18 protein-coding genes are annotated in these 23,509 nt (G+C 67.3%); 14 read left to right on the forward strand and 4 right to left on the reverse strand.

Going from position 1 to position 23,509, the window contains the following annotated elements:
- Positions 1 to 66 precede the first annotated feature (66 nt).
- Positions 67 to 639 (reverse strand): hypothetical protein, encoded by a 573-nt coding sequence (locus tag IE92_RS0111780; protein ID WP_030148693.1) that lies wholly within the window; start codon positions 637 to 639, stop codon positions 67 to 69.
- 941 nt (positions 640 to 1,580) lie between these two features.
- On the opposite strand from IE92_RS0111780, the gene IE92_RS0111785 reads away from it, so the two are divergent.
- Genes IE92_RS0111785 through IE92_RS0111795 form a run of 3 tightly spaced genes read left to right on the forward strand, consistent with a single transcriptional unit; the run spans position 1,581 to position 4,365 of the window.
- Positions 1,581 to 2,669 (forward strand): hypothetical protein, encoded by a 1,089-nt coding sequence (locus IE92_RS0111785; protein ID WP_030148694.1) that lies wholly within the window; start codon positions 1,581 to 1,583, stop codon positions 2,667 to 2,669.
- Positions 2,660 to 3,283: an ATP-binding cassette domain-containing protein gene (locus IE92_RS0111790; protein WP_051701564.1), complete on the forward strand. Its 624-nt coding sequence runs from the start codon at positions 2,660 to 2,662 to the stop codon at positions 3,281 to 3,283. The genes IE92_RS0111785 and IE92_RS0111790 overlap by 10 nt, the downstream gene beginning before the upstream one ends.
- Positions 3,280 to 4,365: a hypothetical protein gene (locus IE92_RS0111795; protein WP_030148696.1), complete on the forward strand. Its 1,086-nt coding sequence runs from the start codon at positions 3,280 to 3,282 to the stop codon at positions 4,363 to 4,365. The genes IE92_RS0111790 and IE92_RS0111795 overlap by 4 nt, the downstream gene beginning before the upstream one ends.
- Positions 4,366 to 4,382: 17 nt before the next feature.
- On the opposite strand, the gene IE92_RS0111800 is transcribed toward IE92_RS0111795, so the two are convergent.
- Positions 4,383 to 5,348 (reverse strand): LacI family DNA-binding transcriptional regulator, encoded by a 966-nt coding sequence (locus IE92_RS0111800; protein ID WP_030148697.1) that lies wholly within the window; start codon positions 5,346 to 5,348, stop codon positions 4,383 to 4,385.
- A 248-nt stretch (positions 5,349 to 5,596) separates the two neighbouring features.
- Between IE92_RS0111800 and IE92_RS0111805 the strand changes: the two genes are divergently transcribed.
- From IE92_RS0111805 to IE92_RS0111830, 6 genes are all read left to right on the forward strand, one after another.
- On the forward strand, positions 5,597 to 6,418 hold the full coding sequence (locus tag IE92_RS0111805; protein WP_030148698.1) for an ABC transporter permease: 822 nt from the start codon (positions 5,597 to 5,599) through the stop codon (positions 6,416 to 6,418).
- The gene (locus tag IE92_RS0111810) at positions 6,415 to 7,227 is read left to right on the forward strand and encodes an ABC transporter permease (protein WP_245601267.1); all 813 of its coding nucleotides are present in this window, start codon (positions 6,415 to 6,417) and stop codon (positions 7,225 to 7,227) included. The genes IE92_RS0111805 and IE92_RS0111810 overlap by 4 nt, the downstream gene beginning before the upstream one ends.
- Positions 7,224 to 8,231 (forward strand): ABC transporter ATP-binding protein, encoded by a 1,008-nt coding sequence (locus tag IE92_RS0111815; protein WP_051701563.1) that lies wholly within the window; start codon positions 7,224 to 7,226, stop codon positions 8,229 to 8,231. The genes IE92_RS0111810 and IE92_RS0111815 overlap by 4 nt, the downstream gene beginning before the upstream one ends.
- A gap of 118 nt (positions 8,232 to 8,349) precedes the next feature.
- Positions 8,350 to 9,432, forward strand: a complete 1,083-nt coding sequence (locus IE92_RS0111820) for an extracellular solute-binding protein (RefSeq protein ID WP_030148701.1) — start codon at positions 8,350 to 8,352, stop codon at positions 9,430 to 9,432.
- Between the two features lie 87 nt (positions 9,433 to 9,519).
- The gene (locus IE92_RS0111825) at positions 9,520 to 10,635 is read left to right on the forward strand and encodes an adenosine deaminase family protein (RefSeq protein WP_245601268.1); all 1,116 of its coding nucleotides are present in this window, start codon (positions 9,520 to 9,522) and stop codon (positions 10,633 to 10,635) included.
- 237 nt (positions 10,636 to 10,872) lie between these two features.
- Entirely contained in the window at positions 10,873 to 17,901 is a 7,029-nt protein-coding gene (locus IE92_RS0111830) for an Ig-like domain-containing protein (RefSeq protein ID WP_156027519.1), read from the forward strand.
- Between the two features lie 65 nt (positions 17,902 to 17,966).
- On the opposite strand, the gene IE92_RS0111835 is transcribed toward IE92_RS0111830, so the two are convergent.
- A complete protein-coding gene (locus IE92_RS0111835; RefSeq protein WP_030148704.1) occupies positions 17,967 to 18,641 on the reverse strand; it encodes an FCD domain-containing protein in 675 nt (224 codons plus the stop codon).
- An 86-nt stretch (positions 18,642 to 18,727) separates the two neighbouring features.
- Between IE92_RS0111835 and IE92_RS0111840 the strand changes: the two genes are divergently transcribed.
- Positions 18,728 to 19,900, forward strand: coding sequence for an MFS transporter (locus IE92_RS0111840; protein WP_030149577.1), 1,173 nt, complete (start codon positions 18,728 to 18,730; stop codon positions 19,898 to 19,900).
- Here the strand turns inward: IE92_RS0111840 and IE92_RS0111845 are convergent.
- Complete coding sequence (locus tag IE92_RS0111845) at positions 19,897 to 21,087, reverse strand: glutamate--cysteine ligase (protein WP_081863872.1); 1,191 nt, start codon at positions 21,085 to 21,087, stop codon at positions 19,897 to 19,899. The two genes, IE92_RS0111840 and IE92_RS0111845, sit on opposite strands and share 4 nt — an antisense overlap.
- Before the next feature lie 211 nt (positions 21,088 to 21,298).
- Here IE92_RS0111845 and rpsP point away from each other — a divergent pair, with 211 nt between their 5' ends.
- The 4 genes from rpsP to trmD are packed head-to-tail and all read left to right on the forward strand — an operon-like array spanning position 21,299 to position 23,429.
- On the forward strand, positions 21,299 to 21,718 hold the full coding sequence (gene rpsP, locus IE92_RS0111850) for a 30S ribosomal protein S16 (protein ID WP_030148707.1): 420 nt from the start codon (positions 21,299 to 21,301) through the stop codon (positions 21,716 to 21,718).
- Between the two features lie 2 nt (positions 21,719 to 21,720).
- Positions 21,721 to 21,957, forward strand: coding sequence for an RNA-binding protein (locus tag IE92_RS0111855; protein WP_030148708.1), 237 nt, complete (start codon positions 21,721 to 21,723; stop codon positions 21,955 to 21,957).
- Between the two features lies 1 nt (position 21,958).
- A complete protein-coding gene (rimM, locus tag IE92_RS0111860; protein ID WP_081863871.1) occupies positions 21,959 to 22,714 on the forward strand; it encodes a ribosome maturation factor RimM in 756 nt (251 codons plus the stop codon).
- Between the two features lie 4 nt (positions 22,715 to 22,718).
- Positions 22,719 to 23,429, forward strand: coding sequence for a tRNA (guanosine(37)-N1)-methyltransferase TrmD (gene trmD, locus IE92_RS0111865; protein WP_030148710.1), 711 nt, complete (start codon positions 22,719 to 22,721; stop codon positions 23,427 to 23,429).
- Positions 23,430 to 23,509: the final 80 nt, after the last annotated feature.

Here is a 23,509-nt window from a genome sequence, read left to right on the forward strand (position 1 = left end):
CGACCCCTCCACAACGAGTGTTATCTAATTGACCCAATCTGAACGTGCGCCCCGGTGCGCGGGACCCTAAAACCCAGTGCGGATGTACGGGAGATCGGGGAACAGCTTACGAGTTGCCTGCTCGATAATTGCGGTGACCTCTGTCACTCGAGGCTGGTCCTCGTTCTTGTTGGGAAAGAAATCGGCTATCTGTTTCTCGTTTCCTGTAAAAGAGATGTTCTTTTGCGTGAGTTGCCCAAAAATCTCGGAAAGGAGCACCGGGTCGATCTCGGGCGGATTTTGCCGGAGATATTCTCTTTCAACACTCGAGAGCTCTCTCGGATCGCAGCTGTTCTCCAGTTCGGTATTGATCTGCTTACCCGGCGTCGGATCGAGTCGCGAAAGATATCGTCGTCCATCGGTCGGGTTGAGCACGGGAGGCGTCATCGTATATCCGGCATCCTCGATGCAGCGAGAGTAATTGGCAAATGCCTCCTTGTACTCGTCAAATCCGATGGTGTCGCGCGTGAGCAGGGCACGCTGAGCTGCGGAGGGGCCGCTGTCGATGCGAGCCGAGTCTGTGCTGGGTGTGTCCGTTGCGCTGCACCCGCTGAGGAGCAGGGTGGCGAGGATGATGGATGCGGTGTGAAGTGCTTTCACCGGGTTGGTCCTTTCGCTGGGGGCAACAGAGCGCGGGGAGGGGACACCGCACCCGATTATTGAGGTGGACTGGACCGTCTACTAGGTTCGCCAACCTGTCGAATCTGCGAGGGCTCGCCAGTGATAGCCTCCCCGTGCGCCTGAGCTGTAGCTCACGACGTTTGCGCGCCAGGGATCGTTGATGCGCATTGTCTTGGATCCGTTCGCGTAGGTGACCGATACACCTGGCCAACCGCTACATGTGCCATCGCTCCCTTTTGAAGACACGGCACCACCAAGGCCATCGGGCCAACTTGCAAATCCGTACGTGGTGCCACAGCCATTGTTGTAGACGTTTCGCGCCCCGAAGGCAGATGCACCCCCTCCGGTACTCAGAATCAGGCCTCCGCACAAAATGAGCGTGGCCGCGGTGGCTATTGAATTTCGAATCATTACTCAACTCCTTTTTGTTGGATCTTTCACGAGCCTGCGGGCTCGGTGTCCGATATGCAACGGCCCATTTTTCGGATGCGCGCACGCAGTGAGAAACCCATGAAAAGACGCGGAATTTTGGGCAAAGCATCACGGGGCGAAAAGCGGACACGTTGGACATGGTTGGTTCTGATTCACGCAGACTTGTGATGGCGAGACTTTGTCCGTCGTGTCCTGCATGGAGCGCGAACTGACCGAATTTGGCGTTCTGAACCTGACTGGTTGAGATAGAGATGGACGGAGATGTTCCCCGCGAATTTGCCTCGATGTGATGGGTTTGGTGAGGGCAGTGTGCCACGTCCCAGCGGGGGAAGAGCGCACCCCACGTGCAGGGGCCAACGGGTGTTATCAAATTGACCCGGGAGAGCGTTGCCACTACCTTGAGACCGTGCCCGCGCGGGAGCGGCACGCAACCGGGTGGGTAAACCCCGGAAATTTTGGGGCGCAGCTGCGCCGAACAGGGGGACATCATGGCCACGCGCCGCTCGATCGGAAAATCCGTGCTGCTCTGGGTGGGTGCCGGTGCCTGGGTGGTGCTGCCGTTTGGGCTGATCGCGGCGATCGTGTTGTGGAGCGGGCAGGTGCGGTTCACCGAACCGGTCGAAACCTGGACGCCGGTGGAAACCGGGCAGGCGAACACCGATACTCCGATGGACCTGGCGCTCGGCTGGGAACAGGGTCCGGTGCTGCGCGCCCCGGCCTGGTCCGGGCTGATCACCGCCGTGCGCCCGCAGGCCGCCTCGGTGGGGCCCGGTGACGTGGTGGTCACCATCGACGGCATCGATCGCCTCGCCGCCCGCACCCCCGGCCCTTTCTGGCGCGCAATCGGCCCCGAGACCACCGCCGGCAGCGACATCGGCTGGCTCAACACCCTGCTGGGAGACCTGGGACTTGCCCGCGGTACCGGCAACACGTTTAGCGCCTCCACCGCCCGGGGCATCACCCAGCTGGCCAAGAAGATCGGGGCCGAGGGGGACACCTTCGACCCGTCCTGGGTGGTGCACCTGGCCGAGCCGCAGATCACCGTGGGTGCACCCGCGTTCTCGGTGGGTCAGCCCGCGCCCGCGGCCGGGGAGGCACTGTTTGCGCCTCGTCCGCGGATCACCGCGGCGCTGCTCACCGGCGAGGGCCTGGCCCCGATGGCCCCCGGACCCCAGGGCGGAGAGAAGACGGAGCTGCCGGTCCTCGATCAGGAACGCATCATCCGGATGCCCGTGCCCGCCGATGCCGTTCTGAAGCTGGGCACCACCGAGCTTCCCCTGACCGAGACACGGGACGCGATCACCCCCGAGGGCCTGATCGCGCTGACCGAAACGGCGACGGCGGGGGAGCCGATGGTGCGCACGATGGTTTCCCAAACCGTGCAGACCTCGGGATGGCGCATTCCCGCGGCCGCCGTCTTCCAGGTGGGAGCGAATAGCTGCGTGCTGACCAAATCCGGCCCGGTCGCCGTGCAGGTGGGTGCGGGCGAGGGGGGATCCGTGGTGGTCACCGGCGAGCTTAATGCCACCGACCGCGTGCTGCTCTCGGTGCCTGCGGAGCGGTGCGAATGCCGGTAGCCGTGCGAGATATCTCGGTCGCGTTCGGGGAGCGCCGGGTCCTGACCGGTTTCACCGCCGAGTTTGTGGAGGGCAGCATGACCGCGCTGCGCGCCCCCTCGGGCTTTGGAAAGTCCACGCTGCTCGCGGTCATCGCCGGACACCAAAAACCCGATGCGGGCACGGTGGCCTTCACCGCGGCCGACGGGACCGAGCACGCTCCTCAGATCTCCTGGATCGACCAGGCCTCACCGGTGTTCCCACACCGCACGGCCGCCCACAACGTGGCAATCGGCGCACTCTCGCGGGGCAGCACCTGGGAGGAAGCGCTTCTGATCGCCGCGGGACACCTCGAACGCCTGGGGCTTGAGGAGGTGCGTGATCGCCTCGGCAAGCGCCTCTCCGGGGGCGAGCGGCAGCGGGTTGCGGTTGCGCGCTCGATGGCCGCCGAGACCCCGATCATTCTCGCCGATGAACCCACCGCCTCCCTCGACGCCGCCGCCCGCGGACTGGTCATCGGGGCGCTGCGCGCCGCGGCCGACGCCGGGGCGATCGTGATCATCGCGACCCACGACGATATCGTGGCCGAGCGTGCCGACCACATCATCCGCATGGACCGGCTGGTGCCCGCATGAGCCGCGGGTTTCACACCGGAGAGTTTGTCCGTGAACACGCCCGCGGGCTGCGAGCCCGGCCGTGGCGTGCGCTCCTGATTGCGCTCTGTGCGGCGCTGATCGGCGCCGCCGTGCCGCTGGTTTCGCTGATCGAAACCGGCGGCCTGCGCGAGTCATGGGAGCAGCAGCGCGCCGCCGGCCGCTTTGTCCAGGTGATTCGGGCGGGGACGATCGAGGGATTTCCCGTGACGTTTTGCGAGAACATCGCGCGCACCGAGGGGGTGATCGCGGCCGGGGCGATCCTGCACCGCGAACAGATCCAGCTGGCGACCTTCCCCGGACAGAATCGTGAGCTGCTGCGGGTGAGCCCGGGCATGATTGCGATTGCCTGGCCCGGACTTGCGATCCCGGGATCGGGCATCGTCGCCGGCAAGGACCTGGCTACCCAGACCGGTCTGGTGCCGGACACCACGGTGAACCTGACCCGTGCGGGCACGAGCGAGACCCGCGACATTGTGAGCATCGCGGGGGAGCGGTCCCGGGTGGACGGCCTCAACACGGCCCTCCTGGAGCCGGACGTTCGCGCCGACCAGTACACCCGCGAGTGCTATGTGGAGATGCAGCCGGGTGCCGCCGGCGCGGTGATTCCCACGCTGACCGAGGCCGTGCCGCCGACGTTTAAGGCGACCCCCGCACCGTACCTCAAAAAGAGTGCGCTGGTCATGGACCCGGAGAAGCAGTTGCCGCAGCGCGCGAGTGCGTGGGGTTGGGCACTCGGGGCCGGGATCCTGTTCCTGCTTCTCGGTGTGCTCTGGTGGTCGGGGCGCGCGGAGATGGCGCTGTACCGGGCCTTCGGGGCGCGGCCGGTGCAGATCACGCTGGCGCTCGCGGCCGAGGTGATCGCCACGGTCCTGGTTCCGGTCGCGATCGGGGCCAGCGCGGTGATCGCGGTGGCCGGATTCACCGGCAGTATCGGCACACAGGAGTACCTGCTGGCCGGTGCCGATATCGCCCGGCTGCTGCTCGCCCTGTTGCCGCTTCCGCTGCTGGGGGCCGCACTGGCGCACGCGATCTCACCCTCGGCGGTGTTCAAGGGAGCCTAGGGTCTCGGCCCTACGCCCTATGCGGGTTCTCGCTCGCCGAGGTCCCAGTCCACCGAGACGGGCAGGCGCAGGCGGGGGATTTCGCCGCCCGGTGCCGCGTCGAGGCGAGCGAGCAGGGTGTCCATTGCCTGGCGGCCCAGCTCCAGGCCGTCCACCTCGAGGACGGGCACGTTGGCGGATCCCAGTGCGTCGGCGATGCCGCGATCCGCGCTCACCACGAGGTTGGTGATCCCGCGGGACTGAAGCCCAAACATGATCCCGGTGGACAGCGAGGAGGAGTAGGAGATGACCGCGGTGGCGCCGGAGGTCAGGATTTCGCCCACCACTCCCACGCCCGCGGCGAAGGTCGAGCGGTGCGGTCCGAGCACGGTCAGGGCGGCCTTGCCGCGCAGGGCCTCGATCACGTGGGCCACGCGGCGCAGGTTCTGCCAGGAGCGTCCGGGGCCACCCACCAGCGCGATGTGCCGGTGCCCCTGCTCCACCATGCGGAGCGCCAGCTCGGCGAAGCCGGTGGCGGAGTCGGCGACCACCGAGGGCACCCCGTCGATCTCGCGGTCGATCAGCACCGTGGGCTTGAGCTTGCACGCGGGTTCCACGAACTGGTCCTTACCGCGCGGGGCGGCCAGCAGGAAGCCGTCCACCTGCGGGGCGAGCCGGGCGAACTGTTCCACGTCCTTGTCTTCGAGGAACGCGGTGGCGGCGACGGTCAGCAGGTAGCCGGCGGCATCCGCGCGGTCCTGTGCGCCCTGGATGATCGGGGTGAAGAACTGGTTTTCCAGGGTGGGAACCACCATCGCGATGACCCCGGTGCGTCCACTGGCCAGCGCGGTGGCGGTACGGGAGGGGGCGAAGTGCAGTTCCTGGGCGGCCCGCTGAACCCGCTCGATGGTCGCGGCGGCGACCAGCTCGGGCTTGCTGAGGGCGCGCGAGGCCGTGGCCTTGGATACCCCGGCGAGACGCGCGACGTCCTCAAGTGTGCTCACGGAGCCTCCGAATTTATGCGGGTGGGCGAGGCCGAAAGCGCTCGCTGGGGGATGGGCGTGACGGCGAATTGCGGCGTCGTCGGGGGAGAAAAAGAAGTGTTTGTTTCTTCGATAGAACTTAGCGTATAGTGTGTGAAACCGGTTGTGCAACCGGTTTCATTGCCCGTTTCGGCGTTTTGCGCCGAAATTGCCCGCCCGTGCGTGGGGATCCCCGTCCCGCACCCACACCACTGCCAATGGGGGCACACATGTCTCGAAAACCAGCCTGGCTGCTGCTGCCCGGTCTGGTGTTTATCCTGCTCGGATTCGCCATTCCCTCGGTCGCGATGCTCATCGCGCCGCCCGGGGTCAGCACCGGAGACGTCTTCGCGCGTCTCGGCCAGATGCTCACCGACCCCTACTCGCTCGGCATCATCGGCCGCACCCTCGGCCTCGGACTGATCACCACCGCGACCTGCCTGGTGCTCGGCTTCCCGATCGCCTACCTGCTGGCCCGCTCGACCTCGCGCTTTGCCGGCATGTGGCTCGCGCTGGCGATCTTCCCGCTGCTGCTGAGCAACGTGGTGCGCACCTTCGGATGGATCGTGCTGCTGGGCAGCCAGGGCGCGATCGGCCAGCTCATCACCGGCCTGGGTCTCGCCTCCGAGGCCCCGCAGCTGCTCTACACCGAGCTCGCCGTGGTCCTCGGTATGACCCAGCTGTTCCTGCCGCTGGCGATCATCTCCTGCTACTCGGCCGTCGCTCAGGTGGATCCCGGACTCGATGACGCCGCCCGCGGACTCGGTGCCAGCCGCACCCGCACCCTCTGGACCGTGGTGCTGCCGCTGTCGGCCCCGGGCCTCGTGGTTGCCACGACCCTGGTCTTCGCCGGTGCTGCAACCGCCTATACGACCCCCTATCTGCTGGGTGGATCCAGTCAGCGGATGCTCGCCACCGAGCTGTACAACTACTCCAACGTGACCGTGGACTGGGCCTCGGCCTCGGCCACCGCGCTGATCATGACGCTGCTGGTGTTCCTGGTCTCGGGTCTGAGTTCGCTGCTGTCGCGGGGAAAGAGCGTGCAGTCATGAGCATGATCAAAACTAATAACGCCCGCCCGGTGCTCGGGACCCTGGCCGTACTCGGCTACATCATCATGATCGTCCCGATCCTGTTTGTGGTGAGCACCGCGTTCTCCACCGGACGCACCGTATCCTTCCCGCCCAAGGGTTTCACCCTGGACTGGTTTGGCGCGGCCCTCGGCAACAACACGTTCATGTCCTCGCTGGGGCAGAGCCTGCAGCTCGCGCTGATCGCGACCGTGATCGCGCTGGCCATCGGAGTCCCGGCCACGATCGCGATGCACCGGGGCAAGATCCCCGGCAAGTCCCTGGTTCAGGGCCTGTTCCTCTCCCCGCTTGTGGTTCCCGAGCTGGTGGTGGGCCTCGCGCTCTACCAGCAGATCATGGTGGTGCTGGGCCAGTCGAACTCGATCGCCCTGCTGATCGGACACACCGCGATCCTGCTGCCCTACGCGGTGCGGGTGACCGGAGCATCCCTCGCCCTGGCGGATCCGGCGATCGAGGAGGCCGCGCGCGGTCTCGGTGCCTCGCCGCTGCGCGCATTCTTCACGGTGACCCTGCCGCTGCTGCGTCCCGGGATCTTCTCCGCCGCCCTGCTGAGCTTCGTGACCTCGTTCAACAACGTGCCGCTGTCCCTGCTGCTGCAGGACCGCAGCTTCCGCACGCTCCCAGTCACGATGCTCGACTACATCCAGCAGAACTATGACCCGACCATCGCAGCAATGTCGACCCTGCTGCTCGCCGCAACCGTCGTGGTTGCCATCATCGCCGAGCGCACGGTCGGCTTCGCCAAGATCTTTGGAGGTATCAACAAGTGATTCCCGCAGCCGAATTTGTCGGAGTAACCCAGGCGTACGGTGACTTCCTCGCCGTGGACAACCTGGACCTCACCATCGAAGAGGGCAAGCTCACCACCCTCCTGGGCCCCAGCGGATGTGGCAAGACCACCTCGCTGCGCATGCTCGCCGGATACGCTCGCCCCACCGCGGGCAAGATCCTGATCGGCGGCGAGGACGCTACCGCCCTGCCGCCGGAAAAGCGCGGCCTGGGCATGGTGTTCCAGTCCTATGCGCTGTTCCCGCACCTCACCGTCGCCGACAACGTGGGCTACGGACTCAAGCTGCGTAAGGTGCCCGCCGCCGAGCGCAAGGCTCGCGTGACCGAGGCGCTCGAGCTCGTGGGTCTCGGTCACCTGGCCGCCCGCAAGCCCAAGGCCCTCTCGGGTGGACAGCAGCAGCGCGTGGCGCTGGCGCGGGCCATCGCGATCCGCCCCAAGCTTCTGCTCCTGGATGAGCCGCTCTCCAACCTCGACGCCCGCCTGCGCGTGCAGATGCGTGCCGAGATTCGTCGCATCCAGGCCGAGACCGGCCTCACCGTTGTGCTCGTCACCCACGACCAGGACGAGGCCCTGGAAATGAGTGACACCATGGTGCTCATGCGCGCCGGTAAGGTCATGCAGACCGGCGCCCCGGACGAGGTCTTCCCCGCCCCGGCCAACCGCTTTGTGGCCGAGTTCCTGGGCTATGAGAACTTCATCCCCACTGCCGAGGGCCTGTTCACCGTGCGTCCCGAGCAGCTGCAGATTGCCTCGGCGGACGCCACCACGCCGGGCCTGAACCTCGACGGCGTGATCACCAGCAGCGCCTACCGCGGCGTCGACCTGGTGGTCGGCGTGGATGCCTCGGCCCCGGGTGGCGAAACCGTGCCGCTGATCTCGGTGCTGCGCCGCGACGCCCTGCCCGCCGGACACACCGGGTTCACCCCGGGGGAGCGGATCTCGGTCACCGCGCCGGCGCCCGCGCTCGTCCACCTGTCCGAATAGCCCCCGGCCGGCACCTGCACCGGTACCCGATCCCGGGTCCTAAAGCCCCTGCCCGAATAGCCCCCGGCCGGCCCCACACACTCCCCACCACATCCCTTTCACAGTAAGGACCCCTCCGATGAGTTCCCGTATCCCCGTTCGCGCCCTGGCGACCGCCGCGGCTCTGCTCACCTCGACCGCTCTGCTGGTCGGCTGCTCCGCCACCCCCGGTGGCGACACCGGCGGCGACGACAACAAGACCATCGTGGTCAGCACGTTCCCGTTTGGCGTGGACGAGTTCACCAAGGCCATCATCGACCCGTTCGAGAAGGCGACCGGCTACAAGGTTGAGGTGGACACCGGATCGAACTCCGAGCGCCTGTCCAAGCTGGAGCTCAACGGCAAGCGCGCCGGCGCCGACGTCATGCTGATCTCGGACTACTACGCCGCCCTCGGCCAGTCCAAGAAGCTCTTCCAGAAGGTGGATGACGCCCAGCTGCCCAACCTGGCCAAGGTCGCCGACTTCGCCAAGGAGAAGCAGTACGACGGACCCGCCTACAGCTACCAGCTCAACGGCATGCTGTACCGCACCGACAAGCTGGATGCGACCACCGCGGCCAAGTGGGACACGTTCGGGGATGCTGCCTATAAGGGCAAGCTCGCCCTGCCCGATTTCAGCGTGACCGCCGGTCAGCTGACCGTGTCCGGTGTGGCCGAGACCGTGGGCAAGGACCCCTACGACGTGGATGCCGCGTTCAAGACCCTGGGCGAGTGGTCCCCGGGCGTGCTGCAGTTCTACAAGTCCTCCACCGAGGTCACCAACCTGCTGCTGCAGGGCGAGATCGTCAACGCTCCGGCTCTGAGCGGCTTTGCCACCAGCCTGGTTGAGGCCGGCGAGCCGATCGCCTGGACCCCGCCGGCCACCGGCAAGTTCATGGCCACCAACCGCGCCATGATCCCCGCCAACGCCGAGAACGTGAAGGGCGCACACGCGTTCATCAACTACCTGCTGGGGGCCGAGGCTCAGACCAGCTCCGCCAAGATCGTCGGCGACCTGCCGGTCAACCCCGAGGCCACCGTCCCGGAGAACCTGAAGAAGATCGTGGGCGAGGCCGCCACCGATCCGATCGCCGCCGGCTACAAGACCCTGGACATCTCGGTCATCGTGAAGAACCGTACCGAGTGGACCGACCGGTTCGCCCGCGAGGTTGCCAGCCGCTAACTCCCGCCTCGCCCGGACCCCGTCACAGGGGTCCGGGCGATTCCCGTTTTTGATTTTCGTTTTACCCGAGGGGACCTGACCATCACCGTGTCAACCGATGCGACCGCCGAGTTTCTGCGCCGCGCACCCAAAACCGACCTGCACTGCCACCTGATCGGCACCGTGCGTGCCTCGACCTTTGCCGAGCTGGCTCGCCGCGAAAAGCTTGAGCTGCCGGCGGATCCCGAGCTGATCTTCCGCGACATCAACTCGCTGCCGCCGGACCCCGCACTCTACCGCGACACCCACATTCCGGTGCCGCAGGGACGCTCGGCCGATGAGCCGGAAACCTCCTACTCCCTCTTTAAGGCGTCGGAGTGGGTTGTCGAGGTGCTGCGCAGCCCCGAGGACCTGACCCGGGTGACCTATGAGGCGTTCGAGGCCGCGCACCGCACCAGCGCGACCCGTCACCTCGAGCTGTTCTTCGATGACCTGCCGCCGCACCTGGAAAAGCTCGGGTACCGCGGCCAGGTCGAGGCCTATGCCGAGGGCATTCGGATGGCCGAGCGCGACTTCGGGATGACCGGACGGATGATCGCCGGCATCGACCGCAGCAAGTCCGGGGAGCACGCGCTGGCGATGGTGCGCCGGATCGTGGACAACCCCAATGAGTACGTGGTGGGAATCGGCCTGGACAACCTGGAGACCGCGGGTCCGCCCGAGCGCTTCGCCGATGCCTATCGGCTCGCGGGGGAGGCGGGGCTGTTCCGTACCGCCCACTCCTCCGAGCACGCACCGGTGGCCGTGAACACGATCACGTGCCTGGACCTGCTGGGCTGCGACCGCATCGACCACGGCTACTTTGTGCTGGAGGATCCGGCGGTTGTCGAACGGGTGCGCGAGGAACAGACCGCGTTTACCGTGGTGTCCACGACCTCGCGTCGGTCCTGGCGTCCGTGGCGTCGCGCGTCGATCGCCGCGATGCTTGAGGCCGGCCTGAACGTGATCCCCGCCTCCGATGACCCCGGGATGTTCCCCACGACCCTGGCCGAGGAGTATGCGATCCTCAGCGGGCAGCTCGGCGTGGATCGCCATAAGCTGCGCGCGATGTCGCTGGCCGGAGTGGAGGCCAGCTGGGTTCCCGAGCCCGAGAAGCGGGCGATGCGTGAGAGCTTCACCGCCGAGTTCGACGCCCTGGAAGCGGAGCTGTTCCCGACCGCCTAGTCCCACCCGCGACCCACCCCGGCACGATCCGAAACGATCGCGCCGGGGTGCTCTCATTTGTGAGGCAGCCGCCCCGGTGGTCAACGATCGGGCTGGACCCTATGGAAACCTCCAGTGAATCCGGGAATTTTGTCCCCCGGATCAGGGTAAACCCTTGTTGTTGGTAGCGGTAGCTGCTAAACAGGGCTCAGACCACGGTTGGCCATTCGGCTTTCGGCGCTCGGATCAAGGGGGACCATGAACGACACGGCACTGACGGATCTGGGGCATTCTCGCCTGGGGAGACTCGCGCGCAGGGGACTGCTCGCGGCGACACTTGCGGTGGGGCTGATCGTCCCCGCGCTGGTGCCTACCGCGGCGTTTGCCGCGTCGTTCTCCTCCGTTCCCGGATCGGTGGGACAGGCAGACGGCACGGTGACCGTGGTGATGCAGGTCAACGGTTCCCAGGTTACGTTTACGCCGCCGTCGGGGGTCGAGATCACCCGCCCCGATACCGCCTACGATTGCTATACCACGGCACCCGGCGGTGCCCTCATTCCCCGTAACGATCTGACCTCGCTGCACCCCGGCATCTCCTGCGGGTATGAGGACAACAGGGTCGGGAACTTTGGAACCTATACGTTCTCCTACTCCGTTCCCGCCGATACCGTCCCCGGTGCCACCCTGGGCACGTTCCGCTATGCACTGAGGGTGGGTACCGCCGCGCCGACCATCGAATCGACCACGCTCACGGCCAAAAATATCGCCGCCCCGACGATCTCCACCCCCACCGCCGGGCAGCTGACCAATAATCCCCGCCCGGTGATCAGCGGAACCGCCGACAGCCTCCCCGGCACCACCCTCGCGGTGACGATCACCGATGCGGATTCGGGTGCGGTCCTGGGGACGGCACCGGTCACGGACGGCGCGTGGTCATTCACCCCCACGGCCAATCGGCCCGAGGGTACCAACAACATTTCGGTGACGGCCGCGCTGAACGGCGTCACCACGTCGGCCGCGACTCGATCGTTTGTGGTGGACACGATCCCACCGGCAGTCCCCGTGCTCGCCTCTCCGGTAGCCGGATCCGCAACCGCGAACACCACGCCCACCGTGAGCGGAACCGGGGAAACCGGCTCCCGGGTCGAGGTGCGTGGCGAGGGCGGTGCGGTGCTCTGTGAGGCGACCGTTGTCGCCGGGGCCTGGTCCTGTGTGATGGCACCCGCCCTGACCGAGGGCTCGCACACACTGACCCCGGTCGCGCTGGACGAAGCCGGAAACGCGGCGCCCGGAACCCCGGTCACCTTCTCGGTGATCACGACTCCGCCCACGGCACCGGTGATCACCTCTCCGGTAACCGGAACCGTCACCAATAATAAGAGCCCCCTGATCAGCGGTACCGCGGATTCCGGGACCATCGTCGAAATTCGTAACGCCGCCAATCAGCTGCTCTGTTCGGGGGATGTGCCCGAGGGAGAGTTTGAATGCGTGGTGGCCCCGGCCCTGGCCGAGGGATCTCACACGCTGACGCCGATCTCCGTTGACGCGGCCGGTAACCGGACGCCGGGTACCCCCATCACCATCACCGTGGACACGGTCCCGCCCGCGGCACCGATCATCCTCTCGCCGGTCACCGGCACCGTCACCAACAACACGCAGCCCACGTTCACGGGAACCGGGGAAACCGGTTCCCGTGTCGAGATTCGTGACGGGGCCAACACGGTGCTGTGCACGGCCGTGGTCACCGCGGGGGCGTGGAGCTGCCAGCCGGCCACGCCGCTGCAGGATGGCGACCATGCGCTGACCGCGATTGCCGAGGACGTGGCGGGGAACCGAACCACCGGTACCTCGATCACCATCACCATCGATACGGTGGCCCCGACCGTCCCGGTAATTACCGCCCCGGCCACCGGCACGCTGACAAACGACGCCACCCCCACCATCACCGGAACCGGAGAAAACGGTTCGGTGATCGAGGTGCGGGGAACGGCGAACGCGCTGCTGTGCACCGCGACCGTGGCTAACGGCACCTGGTCCTGTGAGCCGACGATGGCGCTGACCGAGGGTTCGCACACGCTGACCCCGATTGCCCGGGATGCCGCCGGGAACACCGCACCCGGCACCGCGGTCACGATCACCGTGGATCTCACTCCGCCCGCCGCCCCGGTGATTACCTCGCCCGCGGATGGCGCGCTGCTCAACACCGACACCCCCACCATCTCCGGAACCGGAGAGAACGGCTCCACCGTGGAGATTCGCGGTGCCAACAACGAGGTGCTGTGCTCGGCCGTGGTCACCGCGGGTGCCTGGTCCTGCCAGATCAGCCCGGCACTCGGGCAGGGGGACCACGTGCTGACCCCGGTCGCCGTGGATCCCGCCGGCAACACCGCCGCGGGCACGGCCATCACGATCACCGTGGACACCGTGGCACCCGAGGTTCCGGTCATCACCGCCCCGCAGGACGGGACGATCACCAATAACGCCACCCCCACCGTCTCGGGTACCGGAGAAAACGGCTCGACCGTCGAGGTACGGGACGGCGCCGGGACCGTACTGTGCACCACGACGGTTGCCGCGGGTATCTGGTCCTGCACCCTCGACGAGCCGCTGACCGAGGGTGATCACCCGCTGCTCCCGGTTGCCCGGGACGCCGCCGGGAATGAAGCCACCGGGATCGCGGTCACAATTACGATCGACCTCACCCCGCCCGCGGCCCCGGTGATCACCGCGCCGCTCACCGGTACCGCAACCAACGTGACGACGCCGGTGTTTACCGGGACCGGAGAAAACGGCTCGACCGTTCAGATCCGTGCGGCGGACGGAACCGCGCTGTGTTCGAGCCTGGTTGAAAACGGCATGTGGACCTGCACGATTGCCCCCGCCCTGGATGAGGGGATGCACATTCTCAGCGCCGTCGCGGTGGACACCGCCGGCAACGAGACCGCCGGCACGATCGTTGCGCTGACGATCGACATCACGCCGCCGACCGTTCCGGCGATCACCGACCCCGTCAGCGGGACGATCACCAATGACACCACCCCGACGCTCTCGGGATCCGGGGAATCCGGGTCGACCGTGGAGATCCACAATTCAGCCGGAGAAGTGCTGTGCTCGGCCGTGGTCTCCGCGGGATCGTGGACCTGTGAGCTCACGACCGCGCTCGCCGAGGGTGACCACGTGCTGACCCCGGTGGCGAAGGATGCCGCCGGGAATGAGACCTCGGGTCTCCCGGTGACGATCACCGTGGATGTGACGCCACCGGCCGTCCCGGTGATTACCTCACCCGTGGATGGATTCGTGACCAACGACCCCACCCCGACGCTGTCGGGCACCGGGGAGACCGGGTCGACGGTGGAGATTCACAACGCCGCCGGGGACGTCCTCTGCTCGGCGGTGGTCACCGCCGGTGCCTGGACCTGTGACCTCACCGCGGCACTCACCGAGGGGGACCACGTCCTGACCCCGGTGGCGAAGGACGCCGCCGGGAACGAAACCTCGGGAACCGCGATCACGATCACCGTGGATGTCACCCCACCGACGGTTCCGGTTATCACCTCGCCGGTGGATGGGTTTGTGACCAACGACACCACCCCGACCCTCTCGGGCACCGGGGAAACCGGGTCGATCGTGGAGATCCGAAATGCCGCCGATCAGGTGCTGTGCTCGGTCACGGTGACCGCCGGTGCCTGGACCTGTGATCTCGCCCCCGCACTGGGGGACGGCAACCACGTGCTGACCCCGGTGGCGAAGGATGCCGCCGGCAACGAGACGGCTGGAACCGCGATCACCATCGAGGTCAAGACCGAGCTCCCCGGTGCCCCCATCGTGACCTCGCCCACCGACGGCACGATCACCAACGTCAATACCCCGACGGTGACCGGTACCGGGGAAAACGGCACCACCATCGAGGTGCGTGACGCCGCCGGAGTGGTGCTGTGTTCGGCGCCGGTAACCGGCGGCACGTGGAGCTGTGTGGTGGCGCCGGCGCTGACGGACGGCGATCACGAACTGGTCGCGGTCGCGGTGGATGCCGCGACCAACGAGACTCCCGGCACCCCGCTGACCATCACCGTGGACACCGTGCCGCCCACGATCCCGGTGATCACCGCGCCGCTGGATGGCACGGTCACCAACGTGGTGTCCCTGACGCTCTCGGGCACCGGGGAGACCGGCTCGACGGTGGAGATCCACAACGCCGCCGGGGACGTCCTGTGCTCGGCCGTGGTGACCGCGGGGGCCTGGAGCTGCGAGCTCGCCCCGGCGCTCACCGAGGGTGACCACGTACTCACGCCGGTCGCGACGGATGCCGCCGGGAACGAGACCTCGGGAACCGCGATCACGATTACCGTGGACGTGACCCCGCCCGCGGCTCCGGTGATTTCCTCGCCGGTGGACGGGTTCGTGACCAACGACACCACCCCGGCGCTGTCGGGCACCGGGGAGACCGGTTCGACGGTCGAGATCCACAACGCCGCCGGGGACGTCCTGTGTTCGGCCGTGGTGACCGCGGGTGCCTGGTCCTGTGAACTCACAACCGCGCTCGCCGAGGGTGACCACGTGCTCACTCCGGTTGCGACGGATGCCGCCGGAAACGAGACCTCGGGGACCGCGATTACGATCACTGTGGACGTCACGCCGCCGGCCGCTCCGGTAATTACCTCGCCGGTGGACGGATTCGTGACCAACAACACGACCCCGACGCTGTCGGGCACCGGGGAGACCGGTTCGACGGTCGAGATCCACAACGCCGCCGGGGACGTGCTCTGTTCGGCCGTGGTGACCGCCGGGGCCTGGTCCTGCGACCTCAGCCCGGCGCTCACCGAGGGCTCGCACGTGCTTACGCCCGTGGCCACGGACCCCGCCGGTAACGAGACCCCGGGGACCGCGATCACGATCACCGTGGACCTGACCCCGCCGACCGCCCCGGCCATCACCTCGCCGTTGGATGGTGCCGTCACCAACGACACCACCCCGACCCTCTCGGGCACCGGCGAGAACGGCTCGACCGTGACCGTGCGTGACGCCGAGGACGTGGTGCTGTGCTCGGCAGTGGTGACCGACGGGACCTGGTCCTGTGTGGTGTCCCCGGCGCTCGCCGAGGGCGATCACGTGCTGACCCCGACCGCCGAGGATGTGGCCGGAAACCGGGCCGTGGGGGCACCCATCGGGATCACCGTCGACGTCACCCCGCCGGCCGTCCCGGTCATTACCTCGCCGTTGGATGGTGCCGTCACCAACGACACCACCCCGACCCTCTCGGGCACCGGGGAGAACGGCTCGACGGTCGAGATCCACAACACAGCCGGGGTTGTGCTCTGCTCGGCCGTGGTGACCGGCGGTGCCTGGTCCTGTGACCTCACTACCGCGCTGACCGAGGGCGATCACGTGCTGACCCCGGTGGCGAAGGATGCCGCCGGGAACGAGGCGTCGGGGACCGCGATCACGATCACCGTGGACGTCACCCCGCCGACCGTCCCGGTCATCACCTCGCCCGCCGATGGCCTGGTGACCAACAACACGACCCCGACCCTGTCGGGAACCGGCGAGAATGGCTCGACCGTGACCGTGCGTAACGCCGCGGACGAGGTTCTGTGCTCGGCCGTGGTGAGCGGGGGGACCTGGTCCTGTACGCTCGCCCCGGCGCTCACGGAGGGCGGGCACGTGCTGACCCCGGTGGCCACCGACGCCGCCGGAAACGTGTCCACGGGCACCGCCATCACGATCACCGTGGACACCACGGCTCCGGCCGCCCCGGTAATCACCACCCCGAGTGCCAACATCGTCACCAACAACACCACACCGACCCTGGCGGGAACCGGCGAAACCGGGTCAACCGTGGAGATTCGAAATGCTGCCGGAGTGGTGCTGTGCTCGGCCGAGGTCGTGGATGGTGCCTGGTCCTGCGTGGTGTCCCCGGCGCTGGTGGACGGCGAGTATCCGCTGACCGCGGTGGCCGTGGATGCCGCGGGGAACGAGACCGAGGGTACCTCGGTGACCATCACCGTGAAAACCACGCTGCCGGCCGCCCCGGTGATCACCGCGCCGGACAACGGCAGCGTGGGCAATGACACCACCCCGACCCTCACCGGTACCGGCGAGAACGGCACCACGGTCGAGGTGCGTGGCCCGGGTGGAGAGGTCCTGTGCTCGGCCGTGGTGACCAACGGAACCTGGTCCTGTGCACCGGCAACCGCACTCACCGAGGGGGATCACACGCTGACCCCGGTGGCCGTGGACATCGCCGGAAACGAAACCCCCGGAAACCCGATCACCCTGACCGTGGACACCACTCCGCCCACCCCCACCACCGACGTGGTCTGCTCGGTGAACCAGTTGGGCGAGGTGACCTGTGAAGGCACCGGAACCGAGGGGGACACCGTCGTGGTCACCGACGGCGACGGCAAGGAAATCTGCACCGTCGAGGTACCCGCGGGTGGTCACTGGACCTGCACCGGCGGCCCGGTAACCTCCTTCCCGGTCAGCGTGGAAACCGTGGATCCGGCCGGGAACTCAGGCGGAGTACACGCGCTACCCGCGCCGCCGATCATCACCAGCCCGAACACGGGCAGCGTGCTGGGCGAGTCTCGTCCAACGCTCACCGGAACGGGCACCCCGGGAACCACCGTGGAGCTGCTGGATGCCGAGGGCTCCGTCCTCTGTTCCACCACGGTGACACCCGAGGGAACCTGGTCCTGCACGCTGGCGGACGAGCTGGCCGACGGAACCGCGACGCTGACCCCGGTGGCCACCGACGCGGACGGTAACGCCTTCGCCGGGATCTCGATCACCCTGAACATCGACACCGCCGCACCCGCCCCGCCCACCGGCGTCGAGTGCTCGGCCAACGCCGATGGCACGGTGACCTGCTCGGGGACCGCCGAACCGGACTCCACGGTGGAGATCACCGATCCCGAGGGTAACCTGATCTGTAAGGTCACGGTGGGTGCCGACGGCACCTGGACCTGCACCTCGGAGGATGTCGTGGATGCCGGCCAGCTGATCATCACGGTCATCGATCCGGCCGGGAACCGCTCGCCCTCGATCTCGATCGGCGTGACCCCGCTGCCGGGAACCCCGGGCCCCGGCACCACCGATCCGGGCACCCCGGGACCCGGGACTCCGGGCCCCGGAACCACCGGCCCCGGCTCGGGTGGCGGCAGCCTGGTGACCACCGGTGCCGACGCGGTCTGCATGGGGGCGCTGGCCCTCGCCGCGATGCTCCTGCTGGGCAGCGGGGTCTTCCTCCGGTCGCGACGCGCGATCGGTGGCACGCGCGACGAAGACTAGCCGATCCGCACTCCGAACACCCCGCTCATCCGCTTGGATGGGCGGGGTGTTCGCGTTGTGCCCGGCTAGCGGGCGGTGAAGTTTGTGAGGAGCTCGGTGAGGTGGGCGCGGCTGAGGGTGCGCGCGAGCTCGGCGTCCCGCGCCACAATCGCCTCGATCAGCCCGCCGTGTCCGGCGGGATCGGTGGTGGCGGGTTTGGGCTGTGCTTTCAGCATCGCGATCATGGCCTGCCGGATCCGCGGCACAAACGTATCGAAGAGCTCGCCGAGTACCGGGTTGTGGGCGGCGGCAATCACCGCGCGGTGAAACTCGGTGTCGGTGTCCACGTAGGCTTCGACGCTGTCGCGGGATGCCTCGCGCACCTCCAGGGTCTTGCGCAGCAGGCGGATATCGGCGGCCGTGCGGCGCGTGGCGGCGAGGTGGGCGGCCTCGGTCTCGACGGCGATCCGCGCCTCGATCACCGCGGTGACCTCGGCATCGCGCACCACATCCTCAAGCCCCTGTTCAACATCGAGCGCGGTCACAAAGACCCCGGCCCCCTGGCGACTGGTCAGCACCCCCTTGCCGGCGAGCTCACGGATCGCCTCGCGCAGGCTCGAGCGACCCACGCCGAGCTGGGCGGCAAGCGTGGTCTCGCCGGGGAGGCGGTGCCCGAGGGGCCACTCGCCGGCACGGATGCGCCCCAGAAGCTCCTCGGCCACCCGCGCCGCAAGCGGCTGTTGTGAAATCTGCGAAATCATCGTAACCTGTCTACTTGTCTGAGGGGTTGCGGTACCCCAACACTATCCCGCTGCAACCGGGATGTCCACGCTACAAAAGGAAAAACATGCAAAACAGAGCAGGTCTCTGGGTGCTGACGGCCACCCACGCCGCCAACGATTTCTATGCCGGTGCCGTATCCGCCCTGCTGCCGTTCCTCATCCTGGAGCGTCACTACGATTATGCCGCGGTGGCCGGCATAACCCTGGCCGCCACGAGCCTCTCGAGTGTCGCCCAGCCCGCGTTTGGGCTGCTGGCCGACCGGTTCCGGATGCGCTGGCTGGTGCTCGCCGGCCTGCTCACCGCGGGCGTGGGCATCGCCGTGAGTGGACTCTTTGCCGACAGCTATGCGGCGACCTGGATTGCGATCGCCATCTCGGGGATCGGCGTTGCCGCCTATCACCCCTCCGGCACCGTGCTGGCTCGCGAGTATGGGGGCGGGACCAACCGCTCGCTGAGCATCTTCTCGGTGGGAGGCAACGTGGGGGCGGCGCTCGCGCCCACCGGCGTCCTGCTGACAGTGGGCGTGTGGGGTCTCTCGGCGACCCCGCTGCTGATGATCCCGGCCGCGGTCATGGGCGCCGCGTTCCTGCTGCGTCCGCGCGGAACCGAACCCGCGGCGAAAACCGCGTCCGCGGACGCGCACGCTCCCGTGGCGAAGGATGACTGGCGCGGCTTTGGTGTGCTGGTTGCGGTGCTGGCCTGCTGGTCGGTCGCCTATATCTGCACCAGCTCGTTCATCGCCCTGTACGGCATCCAGCGCTTCGGGATTTCCACCGCCGAGGCCTCGATCGCCCTGACGGTGTTCCCCGCCGCCGGGGCCGCGGGCACCCTGATCGGCGGCTTCCTTGCCGACCGGTTTGGCCGCCTGCGGGTGGTGCGCGCCGGGTATGCGCTGGCCGTGCTTGCGATGGTGGGCATCGTGCTGGCCCCGAGCGCCCCGGTCGCCGTGATCGCGACCGCGGTCCTCGGCATCGCCCTGTTCCTGCCGTTCTCGCCGCAGGTCACGCTCTCGCACGCGTTCCTGCCCAATCGGATCGGCCTGGCCAGCGGCGTGACCCTGGGACTCACGCTGTCCTTCGGTGGGCTGATGGGTCCCGCGCTCGGCGCGATCGCCGACGCCACCAGCGTGCGGGTGAGCTTTGTGGTGATGCTGGTGCTCCTCGTCATCGCGCTGATGGTTGCCCTGGTGCTGCGCGATCCGGCACGGCGCGAGGTCGAGCGCGTCCTGGCCGCCTAGCCGCGCAGCTCCGCCGCCAGGTTCGCCACCACCGCCCGCAGGTCGCCGTCGTTTTCGGCGGCGACCCGCAGCTGGCGCTGGTAGCTTCCCCCGGCATCCAGGATCCCGGGGATCGAGGCCAGCTCGGCGGCGCAGCCCAGGCGCTCGGCCACGGGGGTGAGGTCGGTGACCAGTTCGCGCAGGTGATCGGTGACCAGGCGCTCGTCGCCCTCGGCGTTGACAATCAGCTCGGCTTCGAGTCCGTAGCGGGCGGCGCGCCACTTGTTCTCGCGCACAAACCAGGGCTGGAGGACCGTGAGTTCCTCGCCGGCATCGAGCCGGGTGGTCAGCGCATCGCTCAGGCAGTGGGCGAGGGCGGCAATCGCCCCGAACTCGGTGAGGGTGGACGCGGCATCGCAGGAGCGCAGCTCGATCGTGCCCCAGCGCGGGGAGGGGCGCAGATCCCAGCGCACCTCGCTGTGATCCTCGATGATGCCGGTGCGGGTCATATCGGCCACATACGCCTCAAACTCCGACCAGCGGGTGAACTGCTGGGGGATCCCGGCGGTGGGCAGCTGCTGGAACATCAGCGAGCGGTTGGAGGCGTAGCCGGTGTCCACCCCGGCCCAGAACGGGCTCGACGCCGAGAGCGCCTGGAGGTGGGGGGAGTAGGTGAGGAGCCCGTCGAGCAGGGGGAGCGCACGCTCGGCATCCTCGACGCCCACGTGTACGTGCACACCCCAGATCATCATGTTTCGTCCCCACCACCGGGTGCGATCGATGAGCTTCTCGTACCTCGGTTTGGGGGTGATCGGTTGATCCTGCCACTGCGCAAACGGGTGCGAGCCGGAGGCGATCAGGTCGATTCCCAGTGAGTCACAGACCACACGCAGCTCATCCAGCTGGCCGCGCAGATCATCAATGGCCGCGGGCACGGTGGTGTGGACATCGCTCACCAGCTCGACCGTGTTGAGTAGCAGTTCGCCGGTAATAAACGGGTGCGGGGTCCCGTCCGGCGCGGCGAGGGCCGCCAGCACCTCGGGGGCCCGGGAAACCGGGGCGCCGGTGGCCGGATCAACCAGGGTCAGTTCCCATTCCAGGCCCACGGTTCCGCGTGCCGACCGGGCAAAGGGAATTGCGGGAACCGCGGGCGATACCGCGGCGGAGGCCACCTCGGGCGACGGTGCAAACTCAGTGGGCACGGGCATCGATTCTTTCTGCGCGGGCGGGGGATGGGGTTCAATTCTGACACGCGTGTGAGATGGATTACCCGGATGCGTCGATTTCTGACAGAATAGGTGTTTGAGTCCGTGTGTGGCCGACCCTCTATCCGCCCACTCAGACCCCATTAGAGCTTTCGCCGCGTGTGCACCCCACGCGCTCGGCACCAGTTCACCACACTAAACACACAGGAGAATTGTGGCTGTCAAGATTCGTCTCAAGCGCATGGGTAAGATCCGTGCACCCTACTACCGTGTCGTCGTTGCCGACTCGCGCACCAAGCGCGACGGTCGCGTGATCGAGGAGATCGGTAAGTACCACCCCACCGAAGAGCCCTCGTTCATCGAGATCGACTCGGACCGTGCCCAGTACTGGCTCTCCGTTGGCGCACAGCCGACCGAGCAGGTTGCCGCTCTGCTGAAGCTGACCGGTGACTGGGGCAAGTTCAAGGGCGACAAGGACGCCGTCTCGACCGTCAAGGTCAAGGAAGCCAAGGCTCCCTACGTCTTCGACGCAAAGAAGAAGCCGGTCCTGAAGCCCAAGACCGAGAAGGCACCCGCTAAGGCCTCGGAGACCGAGGCTGCTGCTGAGACTGCAACCGAAGAAGAAACGGCGTAACTTTGCTCTCCACCGCTCTGGAACACCTCGTTAAGGGGATCGTTGACCACCCGGAAGACGTCCAGGTCGCGGCGAAGAGCACGACGCGCGGCGAGATCCTCGAGGTTCGTGTGAACCCCGAGGATCTCGGCCGCGTGATCGGCCGCTCGGGTCGCACCGCGAAGTCGTTGCGCACCCTGGTAAATTCTCTCGCCGGTGACTCCCGGGTACGGGTTGACGTTGTCGACACCGCTGCCTGAGATGAATCGCGGAGTAAAGCCGAAGAGTAATCAGCTGCGTGTCGGCCGGCTGACGAAGGCACATGGGCTCAAGGGAGCCCTCAAGGTAGAGCTGTACACCGACGATCCCGCACACCGGTTTACCCCCGGAGCCGTGTTCACCCTGCAGGTGCCCACCGGCTCGAAGTGGCACGGCAAGACGATTGAGCTTGCCGAGCTGCGCTGGTACAACGGTCATGCGGTTGCATTCTTAAAGGGTGTCGAGGACCGCAACGAGGCGGAAACCCTGGTCAAGGCGATCCTCTGGATCGACGCCGACGAGGCACCCGATAACGACGAACCCGACGCCTGGTACGACCACCAGCTCGCCGGTCTGCGCGTGATGCGCGACGGCGTGGAGGTCGGGACCATCGCCCGGATCGAGCACATGCCCGCCCAGGATCTGCTGATCGTGAAGGCGGCCTCGGGCGAGGTCATGGTTCCGTTTGTCTCGGCGATTGTGCCCGAGGTCAACGTGGAGCAGGGCTTTATCGTGGTGACCCCGCCGATGGGCCTCTTTGAGGACCTGGCGGAGATCGCGGCCGAGGAGGCTTCGGCTGAGGAAGCTTCTGTTGAGGATGCTTCGGACGTCGAGGTATCGGCCGATGACGAGTCGGCAGCCGAGGTTTCCGTGCATGACGCCTCCGAGGAGCCGGTTTCCGCCGAGGAAGCCTCCACCGAGACGTCCAAAGACGACGCTTCGGACGGTACCGAATCGCCCGCAACCCCCGCGGAGTAGCGCCGTGAAGATCGATATCGTCTCCATCTTCCCGGAGTACTTCGACGTGCTCAACGTCTCGCTGCTGGGCAAGGCCCGCCAGTCGGGGCTGATCGACATGAACGTGCACAACCTGCGCGATCACGCTCATGATCGGCACCGCACCGTGGACGACACCCCCTACGGTGGTGGCGCCGGCATGGTCATGAAGCCCGAGCCCTGGGGCGAAGCGCTGGACTCCATTCTGGGTGCCGATGCCGTTGCTTCCGAGGATTCGCCGCTGGTGATCTTCCCCTCGCCCGCGGGTGAGGTCTTCGATCAGAAGATGGCGCGTGAACTGAGCCTGGAGCCCGCGCTGGTGTTCGGCTGCGGACGCTATGAGGGCATCGACCAGCGCGTGTTTGACCACACCGCAACCCAGGCGCGCGTGCGTCTGGTGAGCCTCGGCGATTACGTGCTGAACGGCGGCGAGGTCGCCGTGCTGGCGATGATCGAGGCCATTGGTCGCCTGATCCCCGGCATGGTGGGTAACCCCGAGTCCCTGGTCGAGGAGTCCCACGAGGACGGCCTGCTGGAATACCCCAGCTACACCAAGCCCTCGGTCTGGCGCGAGCGTGAGGTGCCCCCGGTGCTGCTCTCGGGCAACCACGGGGCGGTAGATAAGTGGCGTCACGAGCAGCAGGTGGAGCGCACCCGTCGCGTGCGCCCGGATCTGCTCCCCCCCGAGCAGCGCTAAGACCAACCAAGAAGTCCCCGACACCCAGCGGTGTCGGGGACTTTTGTGTTGACGGCTACGCCAGCCGGTCCACGCTAGAT

The organism is Mycetocola saprophilus, assembly GCF_000718085.1.
Classification (GTDB): Bacteria; Actinomycetota; Actinomycetes; order Actinomycetales; family Microbacteriaceae; genus Mycetocola; species Mycetocola saprophilus.

Excerpts from the sequence above, each read along its gene's own strand:
- IE92_RS0111785 (WP_030148694.1), top strand. The coding sequence starts at position 1,581 with ATGGCCACGCGCCGCTCGATCGGAAAATCCGTGCTGCTCTGGGTGGGT.
- IE92_RS0111790 (WP_051701564.1), top strand. The coding sequence starts at position 2,660 with ATGCCGGTAGCCGTGCGAGATATCTCGGTCGCGTTCGGGGAGCGCCGG.
- IE92_RS0111795 (WP_030148696.1), top strand. The coding sequence starts at position 3,280 with ATGAGCCGCGGGTTTCACACCGGAGAGTTTGTCCGTGAACACGCCCGC.
- IE92_RS0111805 (WP_030148698.1), top strand. The coding sequence starts at position 5,597 with ATGTCTCGAAAACCAGCCTGGCTGCTGCTGCCCGGTCTGGTGTTTATC.
- IE92_RS0111810 (WP_245601267.1), top strand. The coding sequence starts at position 6,415 with ATGAGCATGATCAAAACTAATAACGCCCGCCCGGTGCTCGGGACCCTG.
- IE92_RS0111820 (WP_030148701.1), top strand. The coding sequence starts at position 8,350 with ATGAGTTCCCGTATCCCCGTTCGCGCCCTGGCGACCGCCGCGGCTCTG.
- IE92_RS0111830 (WP_156027519.1), top strand. The coding sequence starts at position 10,873 with ATGAACGACACGGCACTGACGGATCTGGGGCATTCTCGCCTGGGGAGA.
- IE92_RS0111835 (WP_030148704.1), bottom strand. The coding sequence starts at position 18,641 with ATGATTTCGCAGATTTCACAACAGCCGCTTGCGGCGCGGGTGGCCGAG.
- IE92_RS0111840 (WP_030149577.1), top strand. The coding sequence starts at position 18,728 with ATGCAAAACAGAGCAGGTCTCTGGGTGCTGACGGCCACCCACGCCGCC.
- IE92_RS0111845 (WP_081863872.1), bottom strand. The coding sequence starts at position 21,087 with ATGCCCGTGCCCACTGAGTTTGCACCGTCGCCCGAGGTGGCCTCCGCC.
- rimM (WP_081863871.1), top strand. The coding sequence starts at position 21,959 with ATGAATCGCGGAGTAAAGCCGAAGAGTAATCAGCTGCGTGTCGGCCGG.